Source organism: Polynucleobacter campilacus, assembly GCF_002206625.1.
GTDB classification, from domain to species: domain Bacteria; phylum Pseudomonadota; class Gammaproteobacteria; order Burkholderiales; family Burkholderiaceae; genus Polynucleobacter; species Polynucleobacter campilacus.
Genome location: NZ_NGUP01000003.1, coordinates 197,153 through 217,122 on the forward strand (window position 1 = coordinate 197,153; position 19,970 = coordinate 217,122).

Sequence of the window (19,970 nt, forward strand, 5' to 3'; positions counted from 1 at the left end):
TGACTATGCCAACCCCGTCAAACCTATACGCCTTGTAGCTTCAGAGTGTCTAATCCTAATTATTAGGGTTGGTTGATGGTGTAGAAACAAAAAAGCCACTGCGAACAGTGGCTTTTTGAGAGGCTAAGTTTGTTTAGAACTTGTAGCCAACACCAACGAGGAGTTGGTACGAGTTAATACTTGGGTTGCTTGTGAGCTTATAACCATCTGTTTGAGTGGCAGAAAAGCTTGGCTTGCCGTAACTCATATAGTTACCTTCAGCAAATCCATAAATACCGCCAGTGATGATTTGCTTGTAGCCCAAGCCAACCACATATCCGCCTTGCGTTGATGATGAGTTAGTGCTAACTAAAGAACCACTGCTACTTGTAGTGTATGTAGTTGGAGTCTGCTGCTTGATGGACACAGAGCTATAGCCTGCCTTCAGATACACTAATTTGTCTTTATCAATCTCGTATCCAGGTGTAACGAATATGTTAAGACGATTAGAGGTTTCTAGCGTGGAGCCCTTAAGTGAATATCCACCAATATTTGAGTTGTATGTTGAACTCTTTTGATTCAAGACAGAATAATCTACACCAATTCCTACCAACCACTTAGGAGCAACAGAATAGTTATAACCAGCGCCAATCACCAATGGGATACCGCCAAAAGATTGGCTACTGCTATTCCAAGTATCATTAGCACCTGCTTGACTGCCAGTGTAATTTAAATTTGAAGCATTGTTACTCTCATATCCAGTAGCAATCTGTCCATAGAATCCTTCAAATGCTGACTGAGCCATTGCTGAACTAGCCACTACTGTTGCGGCGGCTGCTACTAATAGTTTGATTTTCATTCTGTTATCCCTTGTGTCGTTAGTTATTTTTATTGCTTGTAGTAATTAATTAAAATTACCAGTATGATTATATATATTAGTATGGTTTTTGCTTGATGGATGTTTGCTACCCCCCCTTAGAGCACTGCTGGCTGGGGTTCGTGCGTTGTGGGTTTACAACATTCAGTTTTGAATGGGCATTTTGGCTTTAGCTAATTGAGTCTGAGCCTTAGCGACTTGCTGACGCTGTCGTTCAGCTTTGACAGCCTCTTGACTGCGTTTAACTTGTTGCTTGAGCGTGTCAATACGCTGTTGCTGTGGCGTCAGTGGCCGTATAGGTTTGATGGTGGTGACTTCTTTGATGAGCATAGACTTAATGTATTTGTGTAGGAATGCTAACAACGTTGTTGGCGCCAAACTGCGCTTGCAATATCTTCTGCGCCTCAAGCGTAGAAGTTGCGAAGACTACTGTAGTCACCACCATCCCACTTGCTCTGACTGTTGCACGAAACTGTTTCATATAACTACTTATCAAACACTTTACGAACATTGATGCTTGCGTTATTGATTTGCGTATCAAGTTCTCCAGCCTCAACAGCTTGCTTGACAAGCTCTAACGCTTTAATCAACGCTGTTGCACTTTCCACTTCAATACTTCCTTTGCCTTTAACAAGCTCTATAGTTTGTGTGCCATATCTAATGCTCACGCACATCTTGCCTTGTTCATTCTTAAACCACCACTCGCGAATACGTTTGGGAACTTCTACTTGTTTGCGTAAGCCTGTTTCTCTATCTACTATGCTTTTATATTTCTTGACAACAAACTGCGTGCCTTCAATTTGACTTTTGGCTAACTGAATTTGCTCCCATAGTTTGTTTGATAGTTTATTTCTGCGTAAAACGATTTGTGGCAGATGTGCTGGTTTTTTTGCTGTGCTAAGTTTCAATCCATCCAATGTGCTCATTACTCATTCTCCAAGTTGATTTATAGGTATGGTTTATCAAAAAGCAGACTTTTTTTGTTATAAAAAACCCTGCGTTTGCCTAAACCCTATATATCTACTGTAGTTGCGGTGTATGGCTTTATGCGACCTCTTTTTGCCACCAAGTTCCCATTCAAACCAAATAAAAGGATGGAAAAAATTACGGATTATTTGGTCTTGTATAAATAAAATACAAATGAGACAAAGGTTGGCACGCCAAATGTATGTGCTGTTAAATCCGTTCTGATGTGTGACGGTAGACGATTGGGTTGCTCATTACTCGCTGTATCGCACTACCTAGCTGTAGTTATCCACTATGTGCTAGATGCCTTAAATGCCACACCACTGTGTAGAAGCGTTTGCGATGCTGTAATGGTTAGTAGCGTAGCGATATGCGAATAAAGTGAGTGGGATGCCACAATTAAACCCACAAACACTCCACAAAGCTACTGATATAGGCTGTGGAAGTGTTGCGTTAGACGAGCACATAAAAGGGGATAGCAAAACCTACCTTCCTTGTTAAATCAAGTTGTGTGTATATCAGTTATGAAAACCTAAGTAAAAGTATTTACGAGATTACTTAAAAGCCACGCTTACTTGTAGAAGCGTGGCTTATGCTTCCTAGTAAAAGATATCTAAAAGCAATTTCAAATAATCAATGAATAAGAAATTAAAAAAGAAAGTGCTGAGTAAAAGCGATAGCTTTTATGAAAGCACAAGTTAGCGTAGCTAACTTCTAAACAAATACATCAATTAGCTTCTACAAGCAATTTAATCTAACTATCTAATAGCTACACAGCTGAGAATTAAACACACAGCACATAGACGCTATACGCAAGTCTATGCATTTCTGTAGTCAATGTCCCACAAACCCAATAAATAGCTATATGTAAGGAAATAAGCAAAACATTACATTTGATATTTAAAACAGCTTATCCCATTGATTATTGGAAGGAATTTAATTTGATACAGAGTTGGCACAAAGAGGTCGCAGAAAGAAACAAAAGAAAACACAATTTAGCTATAGCAAAACTTTGGTTAGGAAAGAAAACTATGGCTAAGCAAGCAAAAGTGTTAAACAACGCAGAAATTCGTAAAGTGCTTGATTATTGCGCTACACGAAAACACGCATCACGCAACAGAGCATTAGTAATGATGATGTTTAATACGGGAATGCGTGTCAGTGAAGTGGCAAGCCTACGAATACGCGATGTTATGGATACTGATAGCAGTATAAAGAACGAAATACGCTTATTGGCAGAAAACACAAAGACGAATGAGGCAAGAACAGTATTTGTAAATGAGAAGTTGCGAAGAGAGCTACAGCAATATGCCAAACTCCTTGTAAATACCAATCCTAACTGTAAGTTCTTTTACAGTCAAAAGCGAGATAGTGATGGATTTACAGCAAATACACTGACACAGCACTTCCACTATCTTTATAAGCGTGTGGGTTTGGATGGAGCAAGCTCACACTCATCTCGTCGCACTTTCATTACCACTTTAGCCAACAAAGGAATTGGTGTGCGTGTGATTATGGGTTTAAGTGGTCACAAAGCACTCAGTAGCGTTCAATGCTACATAGACTGTAATAGCGAATTGATGCGTAATGCTGTAGAGATGGTTTAACTTGGTCAGCTTGGTTGGGATGGGATGGTTGGTTTTTATGGCCTTGTAAGCCAAGTAATTATAAGGGTTTAAGGAAACGCAGGGTTTTTTACAAATAAACAAAAAACCTGCGTTTTAATAAACCACTACTTCTTCCGTTTTTTCACTGCCTTTTCGTGCTCTCTCACCAAATCTAACTGTTCTTTTTTTTCTACACTTAGCTTACTCTCAAGCATTTTCAATATTGCTTCTTCTGACTCCCTAATTTCTCTATCTCTTTTAGTAAGCCCAATACTACCTTTTGGTGTAAATCCTGCTCTCGTTAAGGCAATATTCCCTGCACTCTCTGCGCTTGCTCCACGCTTACCTTCATCTATAGCTTTACTCCACGCATCCATAAACACTCTTGCAGCCTTTGCCTCTCTCTGTCTTTGTAGTTCTCTAATATCATCCACTACATTTGCATTCAACTCTTCTAATGCTTGCTTATAAATTCCTAAACGCACATCTCTAATTTCTTTCCATCCAATAGCATCTTTTTCTTCTTGTGTTTTTGGTCTCTTATGCGTTTTCTTTAATTTCTGTTGATGAGCTAATGCCTCTTTTAATTCCTTTTGCTGTTGTTCATTCAAAAGTGTTTTATCTTTTTTAGCTTCAACTTCTTCACCACGCTCCATTTTTGCGATGTGCTCTTGTATGCGTTCTGGTAGATGGGTGTTGTTTAGTTTTGGCATAACGCCATTATTCTAACTAATCCTTATGCTAACTTCTCAGCACTTAGCATTGGGGTTATCTTGCTGTAGTGCTTTTCAATCATCAAAACACTTGTTCCCATTTGGCGCGCCAATGTGTGTATATCTACTCCTTTTGCCAATGCTCTTGTAGCGTAGGTATGGCGTAGGCTATACAGCGTTCTTCGCTGTCCTCCACTGTCATACATCAACTTGCTACGCTTCATCAAATTACGAAAGATGTTTTCCATATTGCTAATTTGCTCACCACTCGTCAGCCTAAATATCAGCTTGTCTAACTTGGCATCTATCAAATCATCCAATGTTGCGTAAGGTAGCTCGTGCCAAAGTATTATTTTCTCTAATACCGCAATCACTTCATTCTTAGCAATCAAATAGCGTGGTCCAGTTTTTCCACTCACCCATATGCGTAAGTATTTCTTCTCACCAATCCAATGCCACTGCAAGTGCTTCCATCTCAATGGCAATGCTTCTGTGCCGTGTCTAATTCCAGTATTCACGAGAAACTCTATATACGCACCACATAAAATTCGCATCAACCTTGTTCTTGCTGTGTATGAGCTTTCAATCCAACTTGGCACAAATGCTATCACCTCACTTAGCTCCTCGTCAGTAAATGCAGGACGAGCACGACTTCTTTCACCGTTGCTATCTAACATTGGCACAACACGAGTGCTACTGATAACACCAAGCTCTTTTGCTAAATTGATAACACGGATATAGGCAGACGAGTGATTACGCTTAGTGCTTTGCATAGGCACCTTGCCCATCATTGCTATACGCCAACTCTCAAAGTCTCTTACCAACTCTGTAGTAATTTTTTCTATCGTGTAATTACCAAAAAATGGAATAAGATATTTGTTGATGGCAAATATATAGTCTCTGTATGTTCTCTTACCAACCCCATTAGCCATTGCTTGCGACATATTCGCTAACTCTTCTGTAGCAATTTGCTTAAATGTTTTTGTCACTGGCGTTAGTCCAGCTTCAGTTTTTATTTGGACTGTTTGATAAATGTATTCAGCATTTGTTATTGCTTCATCTTTATCCTCTGTGTAAGTTGATTGCGAATGCCACTTGCCATTGGCTAACTTAAATCGCACTTGCCAATGCTTGGTGCTGGAACGCTTATACAGCGTGGCTTTGCCAGCCACTGCTTTTATTTTTTTATCAGCGTCAGCGTCAACTTGTGCTTTATAGAATTGTTGTAGTAGTGACATACACGCAAGTGTGCTGTCAAAGACATTTTCTCGCGACTACATACGCTTGAGAGCGTTGTCGCAAACCCACGAATATGCAACAAGATTGCTGTCAAGCGGACTTACAGTTTTGCTGTGCTTAAATCAATGTAGCAAAACTGTATTAGTCCTCTATCCAACTTTATGAGTCCTCTGCTCTAACCAACTGAGCTATAGGCCCGTTAATCTTTGGATCAATCTTCCTCGAGGAAGGTCTTGAGTTTGTCACTACGGCTTGGATGACGCATTTTTCTCAAGGCTTTCGCTTCTATTTGACGAATCCGCTCACGCGTTACATCAAACTGTTTGCCCACTTCTTCGAGAGTATGGTCTGTGCTCATCTCAACGCCAAAACGCATACGCAATACTTTTGCTTCACGTGGTGTTAATGAATCCAGAACATCTTTGACAACGTCACGCATAGATTCATGCAGGGCAGCTTCGGCTGGGGCCAAGGTATTGCCATCTTCAATGAAGTCACCTAAATGAGAATCTTCATCGTCACCAATTGGAGTCTCCATCGAGATTGGCTCTTTAGCAATCTTCATGATCTTACGAATTTTGTCTTCCGGAATCTCCATCTTCAGCGCTAGGGTTGCAGCATCTGGCTCATGGCCAGTCTCTTGCAAGATCTGACGGCTGATACGGTTCATCTTGTTGATTGTCTCAATCATGTGCACTGGAATACGGATGGTTCTGGCTTGGTCAGCAATAGAACGGGTGATTGCCTGACGAATCCACCAGGTTGCATAAGTGGAGAACTTATAGCCACGACGGTATTCAAACTTATCTACCGCTTTCATCAAACCAATATTGCCTTCTTGAATCAAGTCCAAGAACTGCAAACCACGGTTGGTGTATTTTTTGGCAATGGAGATTACGAGACGTAAGTTGGCTACCGTCATCTCACGCTTAGCCTCACGAGTACGCTTCTCACCTGCAGTCATCTGCTTATTCACTTCTTTTAACTCTGGCAGTGGAATGACCACACGGGTCTGAATATCAATCAACTTCTGTTGAAGCTCCTGAATGGCAGGTACGTTACGCTGTAAGAGTGCACCGTAAGGCTTGTTCTCTTTGAGCAGCTTGTCAGTCCAAGTCAGATTCATGGCCATCTTTGGGAAGTCTTTTAATACTTCACCACGATTGACGCCAATCTTATCTACTAACAAGCTCACAATGCCACGCTCTAGCTTCCATACTTGGTCAACCTGAGAGCGCATCGTGTCACATAACTTCTCAACACTTTTCGCAGTTAAGCGGAAACCTAACAACTCGCCACGAATCAGATCTTGTGCTTTGATATAAGCAGGACAGTTATAACCATCCTTATCAAAAGCACGACGCATTTTGTCGGCTTGTGTGCGAACGATGGCAAATTTCTCGAGGGAGATTTGTTTTAACTCTTCAAGCTGTTTAGCATTGGCTGCTGCAGCAGCAGCGCCACCGCCACCGCCCTCATCATCGCCTTCCTCTTCTTCAGCATTAGGATCAATCTCTGGCTCTTCTGGTCCCAACTTAATATCTTCAGCGTTTGGATCTACTAGGCCATCCACAAACTGGTCAATCTCCATCTCGCCAGTAGTAATCTTGTCAACGTTGCTCAAGATTTCACTAATGGTAACTGGGCAGGCAGCCAAGGCCATCACCATATCTTTTAGGCCAGCCTCAATCTTCTTCGCAATCACAATCTCGCCTTCGCGAGTCAGAAGATCTACAGTACCCATCTCGCGCATATACATACGGACTGGATCGGTAGTACGACCAAATTCTGAATCTACCGTAGAGAGGGCTGCTTCAGCCTTTTCTTCGGCCTCTTCTTCAGAAGCGGCAGCTTCCGTGTTGTCAGACAGAATTAATGTTTCTGCGTCTGGAGCCTGTTCATAAACAGTAATACCAATATCGTTCAACAAGCTAATTAAAGTCTCTAATGCATCAGCATCAGATAACTCATCAGACATTACGTCATTCATTTCACCATGGGTTAAATAACCCTTGGACATACCCATCTTGATCAAGGTCTTCAAACGAGCACGGCGTAACTCCTGCTGCTCCTCTGTACCCAATTGTTGAGCTGCAAATTCTTTTAAGAGCGCCTTCTCTTTTGCTTTGCGCTCACGTGCTTTTTGACGATCCGTTAATACTGGCTCAGCGCCATCAGTAGGAGCCTCTACTTTAGCCTTACGACCGCGCTTTTTCTCCTCCTCAACTACCGGAGCAGCAACTTCAGCGGCCTTTGCTTTTTTACCTTTAACTTCTTCAACCTTTGCTACTGCAGAGGCTTTCACTTTTTTTACAGGCTCAGGCTTAGCAGCAGCTTTCACTGGTTTAGCTGGAGCTTTCACTGCCTTCACCGGCTTAACAGGTTTAGCTGCCGCTTTTTTGGCTTCAGGCTTAGGAAGCGCTTTTGCTTTTGGAGCTGACTTAGCAGCAGCCTTCACTGGCTTAGCTGGTTTGATTGACTTAGCCGAAGGTTTCTTAGCTACTGGTTTTGCAGCAGCTTTTGCTTTTGGAGCTGGCTTAGCTGGTTTGACTGACTTAGCCGTAGGTTTCTTAGCTACTGGTTTTGTAACAGCTTTTGCTTTTGGGGCCGGCTTGGCAGCAGCCTTCACTGGCTTAGCTGGAGCTTTCGCTTTTTTAGCGACTGGTTTGACTGGTTTTTTGGTCTTGGTATTAGGCATTTATTAGCACTTACTCACATTACTGTTATTGATATCGACTGATGAAGTACAGCCCCGTAGTCCGCTTGCCCAAAATTTCATCAAAATAAAGCGCAAGTAGCTGAATTAATTCATTTTTTTCTTGGGAACAGAGGATTATAGTCGATTGCGACTTTTTTAGCCCCCGATGAACTAAAAATAGTAAGTAGTTTCAGGCTATTTTTAGGGGTGTTTGCGTAAATACTTAAGAGAATTTCAGCTTTTCGCCTAATTCACGATACCTAGCGCGATCTTGGTCATCGGCAGTGCTGCCAGCAATCTTTTGTGCAATTGCGGTCATTTCTTGTTTTAAATGGGTCAGTTCTAGCTTTTTAAAGGCGCCTTCTAGATCTGCCGTAGCCCCATCCAGATCCAAGTCTGACCCCATGACTCGATTTCTAAGTACCTCGTATAAGGGGGCAAGCTCACTGCGTGAGAGTTGGTCTTGGAACATTGCAAAAGCGCCAGCGCCTGCGGTAGCAGACTGATTACCCTCACCTGGAATTAATTCTACTAAGTCACATTGAGATAAAAGATCTTGCATCAATGAGAGAGCTTTAGTTGATCGCTGTTCTGCAGCCTTCAATGCCAGTGAACGTTTATTGGCGTCTAATGATTTTCCAAGATGTGGAAACTGAATGATTACACGCAACATTTGCTCTGCTAAATCCGTTGGCGCCTTCGGTGGCTCAATATTTTGGATAGCAACGCGTTTTGCAGAACCTTTAGATGCTTGCCAAGGTGCGCCCTGCCGATTACTGTTAGCAAAAGAATTTGAATTGATTTGTGATCTAGCTTGTTGTGCAGGAGCTGGTACTGCTGTTAAACCACAAAATGACTCAAGCTCTGCCGGGGTCGTATTCGTTCGAATCGCGAGCTCACGCAAAATCTGAGTGCGTAATGCAATGGGTGGCATCGAGAGCAATAATGGTTTGGCTGCGTGATGGGTATGCGCTCTACCCTCTGGAGTAGTGAGCTCGTGGTCCTCACTGACAACCTTAAAGAAGAAGCTGGAGATCGACATCGCTTCTTTAATAACCTTCTCAAATGCAGTTGCGCCATAAGCGCGCACATAGCTATCAGGATCATGCTCTGTCGGCAAGAATAAGAAACGAATTTCTTTATCGTCAGACATCAGCGGCAAACAAGCCTCGAGTGCACGTTGTGCTGCACGTTGACCAGCAGAGTCGCCATCAAATGAGAAAACTACTTTGTCTGTTTGTCTGAGAAGCATACGAACGTGATTTGCTGTACATGCAGTTCCCAAAGTGGCTACTACATTCGGGAAACCCAATTGCGCCAGCGCCACCACGTCCATATAACCTTCACATACCAAGACATACTCTTGCGCACGAATTGCTTGTCTTGCTTCAAATAATCCGTAGAGCGTGTTGCCTTTTGAAAACAATGGCGTCTCAGGAGAATTTAAATACTTCGGCTCGCCTTGATCCAGAATGCGCCCACCAAAGCCAATGGTTTGACCTTTGGGATTGCGAATGGGGAACATGATGCGATCACGAAAACGATCGTAGCGCTTCACTGGAGCGCCTTCAGACTGCTCTCCCTGAATTAGGAGGCCGCCCTCTACAAGCGTCTTTGCTACTTCATCATTGGTATAAGAACCAAACACCGACTCGAGTCCTTGCCAGCCATCCGGGGCATAGCCCAAGGCATAACGTTTTGCGATCTCACCGGTCAGGCCGCGACCCTTTAAATACTCTACTGCTCTGGTATTGCCTTTGAGTTGTTGGCGATACCAATCTGCTGCTGAGCTCATCACCTCACTTAAGGCCATCGCTTGCTGCGCTCTTGCAACATCATTGGCGGTGCGCTCTTCGCGCGGCAAATCTAGCCCTGCAGAGCGTGCTAAATCTTCAATCGCATCCACATAACCAAGACCAGAATATTCCATCAAGAAACTAATGGCAGATCCATGGGCCCCACAGCCAAAGCAGTGATAGAACTGTTTAGTAGGCGACACTGAAAATGAGGGGGACTTTTCTGAATGAAAGGGGCACAAACCTTGGTAATTTGCACCGGCTTTTTTTAACTTGACGTGCTGCCCAACCACATCAACGATGTCAACCCGATTTAAAAGATCGGCAATGAAGGATTGTGGAATAAGCGCCATTAGGCTAGCAGTATGAAACTGTTTTACTGAGTTGGCTAGTCGCTCAATTACTTACTTGGCGAGTGCGGCTTTTACTAAAGCAGATACTTTACCCATATCAGCCTTACCAGCCAATTGACCCTTCAGAATGCCAATCACTTTACCCATATCTTGTGGGCCAGTAGCGCCTGTAGAAGTAACTGCTGCTGCAACTGCAGCCTCTACTTCAGTATCTGACATTTGGGCGGGCAAGTAGGCTTGCAAGATGGTCATTTCAGCAACTTCGATTGCCACCAAATCATCACGATTAGCTTTTTCAAACTGCGAGATTGAGTCTTTACGCTGCTTCATCATTTTTTCAATAATCGCAATCACAGCAGCATCATCCAGAACAATACGGTCATCCACCTCACGCTGCTTAATCGCAGCAAGCAATAAACGAATAGCCCCCAGACGTGCAGTCTCTTTTGCACGCATAGCATTTTTCATATCTTCAGTGATTTGATCTTTTAGACTCATTGCATTTTCCTGATGTTGAATATATCTCGCTATATAGCTGTAGTTAGCAATTCAAAAAACAAAAACCCGCTGCGTTTCACCGTCAGCGGGTTTCAAAGCTTCTCGGTGAAGAGAGCTTTTAAATTCTATTAGTAAAGCTTCTTAGGCAACATTTGGCTGCGAATGCGCTTGTAATGGCGCTTGGCAGCAGCAGCCTTTTTACGCTTACGCTCAGCCGTTGGCTTCTCGTAAAACTCGCGGGCACGCAAGTCTGTCAAAAGACCATTTTTTTCAATGGTGCGCTTGAAACGGCGCAATGCCACTTCAAATGGTTCGTTTTCGCGGAGGCGGACTGTAGTCATACTTATTTAACTCGTATATGCTCGATAAATATCGAAAAATTAACTGAATTGCGATTCTAGCACGAGCAAACCAAAAAATGATTGTTTTAGGAATAGAAACTTCTTGTGACGAGACTGGGGTGGCTTTATACAACACCACCCCTTGGGAAGAGGGCAAACCTGCATTTCAGGGCATTTTGGGGCAAGGTTTGCACTCCCAGATCGCTATGCACCGTGATTACGGGGGTGTAGTTCCAGAACTAGCCTCAAGAGACCATATTCGGCGTGTTTTACCCCTTTTAGACCAATCTTTAAGGCAATCAGGCCTCAAACTGGCTGATATTGATGCAGTTGCCTTCACCCAGGGCCCCGGCCTTGCTGGTGCCCTTCTAGTGGGTAGTGCATTTGCCAAGTCTCTAGCCCAGGGGCTCAATTTACCCTCCATTGGGGTTCATCACCTTGAAGGACATCTACTTTCTCCGCTTTTAGGTCAAAGTGCTCCCCAATTTCCGTTTATTGCCCTGCTCGTCTCTGGTGGTCACACCCAGCTCATGAAGGTTTCTGGCATTGGCCAATATGAGCTTTTAGGCGAAACCTTAGATGATGCTGCCGGCGAAGCATTTGATAAGACTGCGAAATTATTAGGGCTGGACTACCCAGGTGGCGCAGCTATTTCTAAGTTGGCAGAAAAAGGACGGCCTGGAATTTTTGATCTACCCAAGCCGATGTTGCACTCTGGTGATTTGGACTTCTCTTTCTCAGGCCTTAAGACTGCAGTTCTCAATCAGGTGAAAAAGTTTGAAGAGAAAAAGATTGCCGACTCTACTGAGGTAGCGCAATTTCAGGCAGATCTCGCGCGTAGCTTTGTTGATGCCATCGTTGCAGTGCTAGTGAGTAAATCAGAAAAAGCTCTCAAACAAACTAGCTGCAAACATTTAGTGCTTGCTGGTGGTGTGGGGGCAAATATGCAATTACGCAATGCGCTTGATGAAAAAGCAAAGAAAAATAGTTTTGAAGTGCACTATCCACCATTTGAACTCTGTACCGATAACGGAGTCATGATTGCATTTGCTGGAGCTCTACGCATGCTGGCTAAAAATAATGGCTCCACAACTTCTGGAGCCTTTGATATCAAACCCCGTTGGGATTTACAAAGCAATAATTTGGTTTAGCTTGCTTTATTTCTTGTGGCTAATTCTGGCAAAAGCGCTATGGTTATGAATGGATTCAAAGTTCTCAGCCTCAACCACAAAGGAGCGGATACGCTGATCAGCCTTAAGATTGCCAGCCACATCACGTACTAAATCCTCTACAAATTTAGGATTGCTATAGGAATGCTCAGTGACCCACTTCTCATCGGGACGCTTTAGCAAACCCCAAAGCTCACTAGAGGCTTCGCTCTCTGCGGCAGTAATTAAATCTTCAACTGTCATCTTCGTTTGTGAATCAAGTACAACATCCATCGTGACATGGGATCGCTGATTATGTGCACCAAATTCTGAAATCTCTTTAGAGCAAGGGCACAAACTCATGACTGGTACTTGAGCGCGTAACCCTAACTCAATATCTAACTTGCCTGCAGGATTTTGCTTGGCTGTTGCCATCCAGGTCACTTCGTAATCCATCAAGCTTTCTACGCCAGATACCGGCGCTGCTTTTTTAACAAAGTGGGTATAGGTAAATTGAACATGGCCTTCTTTAGCGTCAAGTAAGGGCAACATATCGCACACCATTGCAACAACGGTTGTGCTATCAACGGCCATCTCTTGCTTTTGAAGAAGCGCCATGAAACGCGACATATGCGTTCCTTTGACATGCGCAGGTAGGGCAACATCCATCTCGAACTGACCAACAGATGGAAAGTCTCCAGATGCACTGCGAATGGTTAAGGGGTGACGTACGCCACGAATACCAACTTGCTCAATCGGCAAAGCACGCTCATCCAATGTGGATTGCACATCAGGCATTGCGCTAGCTTTCAGGAAGGCGGGGTTCATGTCGTTCATAGCTCTATTTTCAAGCAAAACGAGCTTATTTGCCCGCGAGCACTGAATTTATTCTGAATACGGCCGGAAAACGTTGTTTGATGGAATGTGTAATACCCTCCACATCCAGGCCACACTTGGTCATCAGTAGGTTGTAGTCTCCATGCTCAATGAATTGATCTGGAAGGCCTAACTGGAGAAGGGGTTTGCTAATTCCGAGATGCGCAAGCGCTTCTAAACAAGCACTTCCAGCGCCACCGGCAATCACACCATCCTCGATTGTTACAAAATAATCGTGATTCTCCGCTAAGGATTTAATGAGATCAACATCAAGTGGTTTTACAAAACGCATATTAGCAACCGTTGCATCAATTCCCTCTGCCACCTCTAGCACTGGATATAGCAAGGTACCAAATGCCAGAATTGCTAGGCGGCTTCCAGATGGCGCATTGGATTTGCGACGAATCTCGCCTTTACCAAATGGTAAGGTGCGCAGTTCCTTAGAAGGAATTAATCCAGCGCCTGAACCACGGGGGTATCTCACAGCACTAGGATGAGGTTGATGAAATGCTGTAGTCAGTAGATCGCGACACTCTGACTCGTCTGCTGGCGTCATCACCAACATATTCGGAATGCAGCGTAAGTATGGAATGTCGTAAGCACCCGCGTGGGTTGCACCATCAGCACCAACCAAGCCAGCACGGTCTAATGCAAACAAGACTGGCAGATCTTGCACAGCGACATCATGAATCAATTGATCATAAGCACGCTGCAAGAAAGTGGAATAAATTGCCACCACCGGCTTCATACCCTCACATGCCATGCCCGCAGCAAAAGTGACTGCATGTTGCTCAGCAATACCAACATCGTAGTAACGATTCGGAAAGTTTTTCTCAAACTCTACTAAACCAGAGCCCTCACGCATCGCCGGTGTAATACCAATTAATCGTGGATCTGCTTGGGCCATATCGCATAACCACTCACCAAATACTTGGGTAAAGGTTTTCTTGGTCGCCGCAGCTTTTTTGACGCCCTCTTTAGGATTAAATTTACTAGGGCCGTGATAGAGCACAGGATCGGCTTCAGCCAACTCATAGCCTTGACCCTTGCGAGTTACCACGTGCAAGAACTGTGGCCCACCGCCCTCTAGGGCTAAGCGGCGTACGTTCTGCAGCATTGGAATTAAGGCATCTAAATCATGGCCATCAATTGGCCCAAAGTAATTAAAGCCAAATTCTTCAAAGATAGTTGAAGGTGACACCATGCCTTTGGCATGATCCTCTAGACGTTTTGCAAACTCGCGCAGCGGAGGTGCAATCGATAAGACGCTATCGATACCCTTTTTAGTAGCCGAATAAATATTGCCACTCAGTAATCTCGCTAGATGACGATTGAGCGCGCCCACTGCAGGAGAGATCGACATATCGTTGTCGTTCAGAATAACAACTAAAGGCAGATCGTCATATACGCCAGCGTTGTTCATGGCCTCAAAGGCCATACCGCCAGTCATTGCACTATCACCGATGACTGCCACGGCTACATGACGCTCACCCTTTGTCTGAAAGGCACGAGCCATACCCATCGCCGCTGAGATGCTGGTTGATGAATGCCCTGTTCCAAATGCATCAAACTCACTTTCAGCGCGTTGCGGGAATCCGGATAATCCCTGGAACTGACGCAGAGTGTTCATGCGCTCACGACGACCCGTCAGTATTTTATGTGGATAGCTTTGGTGACCCACATCCCACACGATACGATCGTGTGGAGTATCAAATACATAATGCAGCGCAATCGATAACTCTACTGTTCCTAAGTTGGATGACAGGTGTCCGCCAGTTTGCGATACCGAATCCAAAACAAATTGGCGCAACTCATCAGCAAGCGCTGGCAATTCTTCACGAGTCAGTTTTTTTAATTCGTCGGGGGAGTTGATGGAATGTAAAGTCATTAAATTGATTTAATCTGTATTTATTTAGCTCTATTCACAACCAAGAGTGCTAAATCTTTTAAGGCGTCTGCCTTGCTACCAAAATCAGTGAGACTAGCGATGGCCGCTTCTTGCAACTCTTTAGCCTGCTGTTGAGCGTAGTCTAAACCCATCAAGGTCACATAGGTAGGCTTGTTTGCAGCTGCGTCCTTACCTGCTGTTTTTCCAAGGGTTTGGCTATCGGCCGTTGCATCAAGCACATCATCAACAATCTGAAAAGCTAAACCAAGGGCTGTTGAATATTTTTGGAGTTGCGCCATTTGAGTAGGGTTTAGATGCGCTGCAATACCGCCTAATTCAACAGCGCAAGAAAGTAAGGCACCGGTTTTCATGGCATGCATTTGTTTTAAGCCTGCCAGATCTAATGTTTTCCCAACGCTCTCTAAATCAATTGCTTGGCCACCAGCCATGCCACGCGAACCAGAAGCAGCGGCTAAAGAACTAATCATCAGCAAGCGTACGTCAACTTCACACTGCGCATTGGCGAGTATCTCAAAAGCGCGAGTTTGCAAAGCATCGCCAACTAAAAGAGCAGTCGCTTCATCAAACGCTTTATGGACTGTTGGCCGGCCACGACGTAAATCATCATCGTCCATACAAGGTAGATCATCATGTACTAATGAATACGCATGAATACATTCAATCGCAACTGCTGCAGCATCTAATGCTTGTGCTTTAGCATCACCAAGAGAGCCTGCCGCATAAACTAATAAAGGACGAATGCGTTTACCGCCGCCTTGCGCTGCATAACGCATGGCTTCGTGCAAACGCTTGGGCGTAGTTTGTGCAGAATCAAGCAAGCTATCCAATGCCGTCTCAGCTCGTTCAGAGTGATTAGTAAGCCACTCTTGAAATTGAAAAATGGTAGTCATTAAGCCTCGAACACTCGCACTTGTTGTTCAACTTGAGCAAGCACTCCCTGGCAATGTTTCAACAAAGCAGCGCCGCGTTGATAAGCCAAAAGGGTCTCTTCCAAGGAGAATTTTCCTGATTCCATGTCCAAAATTAACTTTTCGAGCTCTTTTACGGCTTGCTCATAGCGAAGATCTGGGTCAATTGTGACCTCAAGGCCTGATTTTTGAGTCTCTGACTTTTTGGCTGGCATACGCTGTTTCCTTCATATTTCCCATACGGATAGCCCTACATATTAAAGCGAGAAGCCCCTCCGATGGGTATAATCTACCCCTTCCTTTCCAATATCGATCCGTCGATGGTTGGATTGGTTATTCCGCTTAGCTTCGGCTGACGTTTTCGGGGGTGGGGAGAATGACTAATCTGGCTACCGCGCAGAAGCTTGCGCCGTCCAATCTACAACTGCCGGTTTCGGCATATTTTGACGCTGACCTGTATCAGCGTGAAATTGAACTGCTTTTTAAGCAGGGGCCTGGCTATGTTGGCCACGAACTCATGGTGCCTGAAATTGGCTCCTATCAAACTTTATCCGCAGAAAACGAAGGTCGCATCCTCGTTCGCAATGAATCTGGTGTTGAGCTGCTTTCTAATGTCTGCCGTCATCGCCAAGCACTCATGCTCAATGGCAAAGGTAAAGTAGACAATATTGTTTGCCCACTCCATCGCTGGACTTACGATTTAGGTGGAAGTTTATTAGGCGCGCCCCATTTTGAAGATAAACCTTGTCTTAACTTAGGCAAGTCCCCTTTACAAAATTGGCAAGGCATGTTGTTTGAAGGCCCACGCGATGTACGCGCTGATCTTGCAAAACTGGGTGTAGCTGACGATCTTCAATTTGATGGCTATATGCTGGATCATGTTGAAGTACATGACTGCAATTACAACTGGAAAACGTTTATCGAGGTTTATCTCGAGGATTACCACGTTGTGCCGTTTCACCCTGGCTTAGGTAAGTTTATTTCTTGTGAAGACTTGCACTGGGAGTTTGGTGATTGGCATAGCGTACAAACTGTTGGCATACATAAAGATTTGCAAACTCCAGGCTCACCGGTGTATCGCAACTGGCATGAAGCAGTCTTACGGCAATATCAAGGCAAGACTCCACGGCATGGGGCTATCTGGCTGACCTACTACCCTAATGTGATGGTGGAATGGTACCCAGGCGTTCTCTGTGTTTCCACTTTGCACCCAATGGGGCCAAATAAAACTCGCAATATTGTTGAGTTCTATTACCCAGAAGAAATTGCCTTATTTGAGCGCGAGTTTGTAGAGGCCGAGCGTTCCGCCTACATGGAAACTTGCATTGAAGATGATGAGATTGGTGAGCGCATGGATCAAGGTCGTGCTGCACTGTTTGCACGCGGCATTAATGAAGTAGGGCCTTATCAAAGCCCCATGGAAGACGGTATGCAACATTTTCATGAATGGTACCGTCGCGTCATGAATTTTCAAGGCGCATAATTAAGGCGCACTCTTTAACCATTTTGCATTCAAGATAGGAAGCCTTATGACTCCTCTAGTTTCCGCAAACCAGTTAGAAGAAATTCTCAACAGTGGTGAGAATGTTTTGCTCTGCGATTGCCGCTTTGATTTAACTAACCCAGAAGCCGGCAGAAAAGCTTACGAAGAAAGTCATATACCCGGCGCTATTTATGTCGATCTTGATCAAGACATGTCTGGTACTAAAACGGGAAGTAATGGTCGACATCCACTTCCCAACCCACAAGATTGGGCAAAAACCAAAGCCCGTTTAGGCATTAGTCCAAACACTTTAGTCGTAGCTTACGATAAACAAGGCTCGGTTTATGCCAGCCGCCTGTGGTGGATGCTCAAAGCCACTGGGCATGCCAATGTCCGCGTCTTAGATGGTGGCTTAGATTCCTGGAATGGTCCGATGGGCACAATACCCCGCAAACCGACACCGACATCTCAAGCCATTGAGCCCATGCCCTATGTTGGCCTAGTTTCAGTTAATGATGTGGTGAGCAATCTAGAGTCTGGCAAAAATCTCGTACTGGATGCTAGAGCAAACGATCGTTTTCATGGACAGAACGAAACTCTAGACCCTATCGGTGGGCATATCCCTGGCGCAGTCAATCACTTCTTTAAAAACAACCTGTCGGCCACTGCATTTAAAGCGCCGGAACAACTGTTTAAAGATTTTGTAGAGTTACTGGGAACTAAAAAGCCATCTGAAATCATTCATCAGTGTGGCTCAGGCGTTACTGCTTGTCATAATCTTTTGGCAATGGAAGTAGCAGGATTAAAAGGCTCACGTCTTTATGCAGGCAGCTGGAGTGAGTGGTGCGCTGACTCAACAAGACCAATTGCTACAGATTAGTAGCAATTAAGCTATCAATGCAACATTGATAGCAAGATCACAAATCCTACGCCGCACGCAATTAAAAGAGTTTGACGCAAAGACTCAGCCCAGTGAGGGCGGCGATGCATTTGCGGAATTAAATCACTCACCGCAATATAGATAAAACTACTCGATGCAATCACCAACAGATACGGCATCGCAGCGTGCGCCTTCTCTAAGAAGAAGTAGGCCAATACGCCACCAAGTACTGCTGCTAATCCACAAATCAGGTTGTACAACAATGCGCGAGTTTTTGAGAAGCCTGCATTAAGCAACACAATAAAGTCACCAATCTCTTGCGGAATCTCATGGGCGATGATTGCTATTGCAGTAAAAACGCCAACCTGATAGTCAGCCATGAAGGCAGCAGCAATCAAGATACCATCCACAAAATTATGAATGCCATCGCCAACTAAAATCATCCAACCGCTACGTCCAGCATTCTCAGCATCATGTCCATGGTGATGGGAATGACCATCCCCTTCGTGATGGTGGTCATGACGCAGAAGGGCAATTTTCTCAAGCAAGAAGAAGCCCAATAAGCCCGCAAGCAATGTCGCAAACAATAGCTGTGGGCTTGCCCCTCCCATACTGAATGCTTCAGGTAAAGAATGTAGTAAGGCGGTTGCTAACAAAATGCCGACCGATAAACTCACCATGTTATGGACCATCTTAGCAAGCAATGCTACAGAAAAGGTAGCCGCTACCAATACGCTAGCAGCGCCTGCTAAGGCAGTAACCAAGACAATGGTTTGTAATATCGTCATAGCGACTAAACCACTCCCATTTTCTTAAACCAAGCGATACACTTTTCCCAACCGTCTTTTGCAGGGCCTTCACGATAGGTAGCGCGATAGTCTGCATGAAAAGCATGGGGGGTATCGGGATAAACCTCAAATTGAGATGCTTTAGCAGCAGGATTCTTAGGGGCTGCTTGCGCTAATGCCGCCTTCATCTGATCAACACTCTCTAGAGAAATACCAGTATCAGCACCACCATACAAACCAAGCACTGGTGCCTTCAAGTCAGCAGCAATATCGACTGGATGGCGTGGATTACCTTCTGTCTTTTCACCAATCAAGCGACCATACCAGGCTACGCCTGCGCGTACTTGCGGCAATGTGGCGGATAACCAAGTAATACGACCACCCCAACAAAATCCAGTGACGCCCACTCTTTTAAGATCGCCACCATTTTTTCCAGCCCACACTAAAGCAGCCTGCAAGTCATTTAAGACTTGTGCGTCCGGGGTTTTGGAAACAATATTAGCGAAGATTTCTGCGGTAGTGCCATAGGTATTTGGATCGCCAGCACGAGTAAAAAACTCCGGAGCAATAGCGAGATAACCGAGCTTTGCAAAGCGGCGAGTGATATCGGCAATGTACTCATGTACACCAAAGATCTCACTCACTACGATAATGATCGGTACAGGTCCTTTAGAGTTTTCAGGGCGCGATACATAAGCAGGCAACTGAAAGCTGCCTACTGGAATCATTTGCTCGCCCGCCTTAAGACCTTTAAAATCAGTCACAATCGCAGAAGCCATCACTGGCTCTGATGCTGTAACAAATCCAACACCGATAGTAGTTACGGCCGTGGCACCTAGCGCTGAGGTCTTCATGAAACCTCTTCTACCATTTTGTATTTTTTCAGTCATTTTTGTCTCCTCGTCATGATT

The 19,970-nt window shown here is 44.5% G+C and carries 20 protein-coding genes; 4 read left to right on the top strand and 16 right to left on the bottom strand.

The window, feature by feature from the left end; translation table 11 throughout:
- Positions 1–133: 133 nt before the first annotated feature.
- From CBI31_RS04490 to CBI31_RS04500, 4 genes are all read right to left on the bottom strand, one after another.
- The gene (locus tag CBI31_RS04490; RefSeq protein ID WP_088525221.1) at positions 134–838 is read right to left on the bottom strand and encodes an outer membrane protein; all 705 of its coding nucleotides are present in this window, start codon (positions 836–838) and stop codon (positions 134–136) included.
- Between the two features lie 162 nt (positions 839–1,000).
- Positions 1,001–1,186 carry a hypothetical protein gene (locus tag CBI31_RS04495; protein WP_088525222.1) on the bottom strand — a complete coding sequence of 62 codons (186 nt, stop codon included), beginning with the start codon at positions 1,184–1,186 and terminating at the stop codon, positions 1,001–1,003.
- Positions 1,187–1,190: 4 nt separating this feature from the next.
- Positions 1,191–1,337, bottom strand: a complete 147-nt coding sequence (locus CBI31_RS10325) for a hypothetical protein (RefSeq protein ID WP_161491182.1) — start codon at positions 1,335–1,337, stop codon at positions 1,191–1,193.
- Positions 1,338–1,341: 4 nt separating this feature from the next.
- The gene (locus CBI31_RS04500; RefSeq protein ID WP_088525223.1) at positions 1,342–1,782 is read right to left on the bottom strand and encodes a DUF6641 family protein; all 441 of its coding nucleotides are present in this window, start codon (positions 1,780–1,782) and stop codon (positions 1,342–1,344) included.
- Positions 1,783–2,871: 1,089 nt separating this feature from the next.
- On the opposite strand from CBI31_RS04500, the gene CBI31_RS04505 reads away from it, so the two are divergent.
- The gene (locus CBI31_RS04505; protein ID WP_338047327.1) at positions 2,872–3,429 is read left to right on the top strand and encodes a tyrosine-type recombinase/integrase; all 558 of its coding nucleotides are present in this window, start codon (positions 2,872–2,874) and stop codon (positions 3,427–3,429) included.
- A 125-nt stretch (positions 3,430–3,554) separates the two neighbouring features.
- Here the strand turns inward: CBI31_RS04505 and CBI31_RS04510 are convergent, their stop codons facing one another.
- From CBI31_RS04510 to rpsU, 6 genes are all read right to left on the bottom strand, one after another.
- A complete protein-coding gene (locus tag CBI31_RS04510; protein ID WP_088525224.1) occupies positions 3,555–4,142 on the bottom strand; it encodes a hypothetical protein in 588 nt (195 codons plus the stop codon).
- A 23-nt stretch (positions 4,143–4,165) separates the two neighbouring features.
- A complete protein-coding gene (locus CBI31_RS04515) occupies positions 4,166–5,380 on the bottom strand; it encodes a tyrosine-type recombinase/integrase (protein ID WP_088525225.1) in 1,215 nt (404 codons plus the stop codon).
- Positions 5,381–5,592: 212 nt separating this feature from the next.
- Positions 5,593–8,079 carry an RNA polymerase sigma factor RpoD gene (rpoD, locus tag CBI31_RS04520; protein ID WP_088525226.1) on the bottom strand — a complete coding sequence of 829 codons (2,487 nt, stop codon included), beginning with the start codon at positions 8,077–8,079 and terminating at the stop codon, positions 5,593–5,595.
- A 223-nt stretch (positions 8,080–8,302) separates the two neighbouring features.
- Positions 8,303–10,228: a DNA primase gene (dnaG, locus tag CBI31_RS04525; protein WP_088525227.1), complete on the bottom strand. Its 1,926-nt coding sequence runs from the start codon at positions 10,226–10,228 to the stop codon at positions 8,303–8,305.
- Positions 10,229–10,279: 51 nt separating this feature from the next.
- Complete coding sequence (locus CBI31_RS04530; protein WP_088525228.1) at positions 10,280–10,726, bottom strand: GatB/YqeY domain-containing protein; 447 nt, start codon at positions 10,724–10,726, stop codon at positions 10,280–10,282.
- Between the two features lie 128 nt (positions 10,727–10,854).
- A complete protein-coding gene (rpsU, locus tag CBI31_RS04535; RefSeq protein ID WP_011903537.1) occupies positions 10,855–11,067 on the bottom strand; it encodes a 30S ribosomal protein S21 in 213 nt (70 codons plus the stop codon).
- A gap of 77 nt (positions 11,068–11,144) precedes the next feature.
- On the opposite strand from rpsU, the gene tsaD reads away from it, so the two are divergent.
- On the top strand, positions 11,145–12,218 hold the full coding sequence (tsaD, locus tag CBI31_RS04540; RefSeq protein WP_088525229.1) for a tRNA (adenosine(37)-N6)-threonylcarbamoyltransferase complex transferase subunit TsaD: 1,074 nt from the start codon (positions 11,145–11,147) through the stop codon (positions 12,216–12,218).
- Positions 12,219–12,224: 6 nt separating this feature from the next.
- Here the strand turns inward: tsaD and folE2 are convergent, their stop codons facing one another.
- Genes folE2 through xseB form a run of 4 tightly spaced genes read right to left on the bottom strand, consistent with a single transcriptional unit; the run spans position 12,225 to position 16,123 of the window.
- Positions 12,225–13,052: a GTP cyclohydrolase FolE2 gene (folE2, locus tag CBI31_RS04545; protein WP_088525230.1), complete on the bottom strand. Its 828-nt coding sequence runs from the start codon at positions 13,050–13,052 to the stop codon at positions 12,225–12,227.
- A 25-nt stretch (positions 13,053–13,077) separates the two neighbouring features.
- Positions 13,078–14,979: a 1-deoxy-D-xylulose-5-phosphate synthase gene (gene dxs, locus CBI31_RS04550; RefSeq protein WP_088525231.1), complete on the bottom strand. Its 1,902-nt coding sequence runs from the start codon at positions 14,977–14,979 to the stop codon at positions 13,078–13,080.
- 20 nt (positions 14,980–14,999) lie between these two features.
- On the bottom strand, positions 15,000–15,890 hold the full coding sequence (locus tag CBI31_RS04555; RefSeq protein WP_088525232.1) for a polyprenyl synthetase family protein: 891 nt from the start codon (positions 15,888–15,890) through the stop codon (positions 15,000–15,002).
- Positions 15,890–16,123 (bottom strand): exodeoxyribonuclease VII small subunit, encoded by a 234-nt coding sequence (xseB, locus tag CBI31_RS04560; protein WP_088525233.1) that lies wholly within the window; start codon positions 16,121–16,123, stop codon positions 15,890–15,892. Before xseB ends, CBI31_RS04555 begins: the two co-directional genes overlap by 1 nt.
- A gap of 161 nt (positions 16,124–16,284) precedes the next feature.
- On the opposite strand from xseB, the gene CBI31_RS04565 reads away from it, so the two are divergent.
- On the top strand, positions 16,285–17,391 hold the full coding sequence (locus tag CBI31_RS04565; RefSeq protein ID WP_088525234.1) for an aromatic ring-hydroxylating oxygenase subunit alpha: 1,107 nt from the start codon (positions 16,285–16,287) through the stop codon (positions 17,389–17,391).
- A gap of 46 nt (positions 17,392–17,437) precedes the next feature.
- Positions 17,438–18,271 carry a sulfurtransferase gene (locus CBI31_RS04570; protein ID WP_088525235.1) on the top strand — a complete coding sequence of 278 codons (834 nt, stop codon included), beginning with the start codon at positions 17,438–17,440 and terminating at the stop codon, positions 18,269–18,271.
- Positions 18,272–18,285: 14 nt separating this feature from the next.
- Here CBI31_RS04570 and CBI31_RS04575 read toward each other — a convergent pair whose 3' ends face one another.
- Together CBI31_RS04575 and CBI31_RS04580 are read right to left on the bottom strand one after the other, a co-directional pair.
- The gene (locus tag CBI31_RS04575) at positions 18,286–19,059 is read right to left on the bottom strand and encodes a ZIP family metal transporter (RefSeq protein ID WP_088525236.1); all 774 of its coding nucleotides are present in this window, start codon (positions 19,057–19,059) and stop codon (positions 18,286–18,288) included.
- A gap of 5 nt (positions 19,060–19,064) precedes the next feature.
- Positions 19,065–19,949: a dienelactone hydrolase family protein gene (locus CBI31_RS04580; protein ID WP_088525237.1), complete on the bottom strand. Its 885-nt coding sequence runs from the start codon at positions 19,947–19,949 to the stop codon at positions 19,065–19,067.
- Between the last annotated feature and the right edge of the window lie 21 nt (positions 19,950–19,970).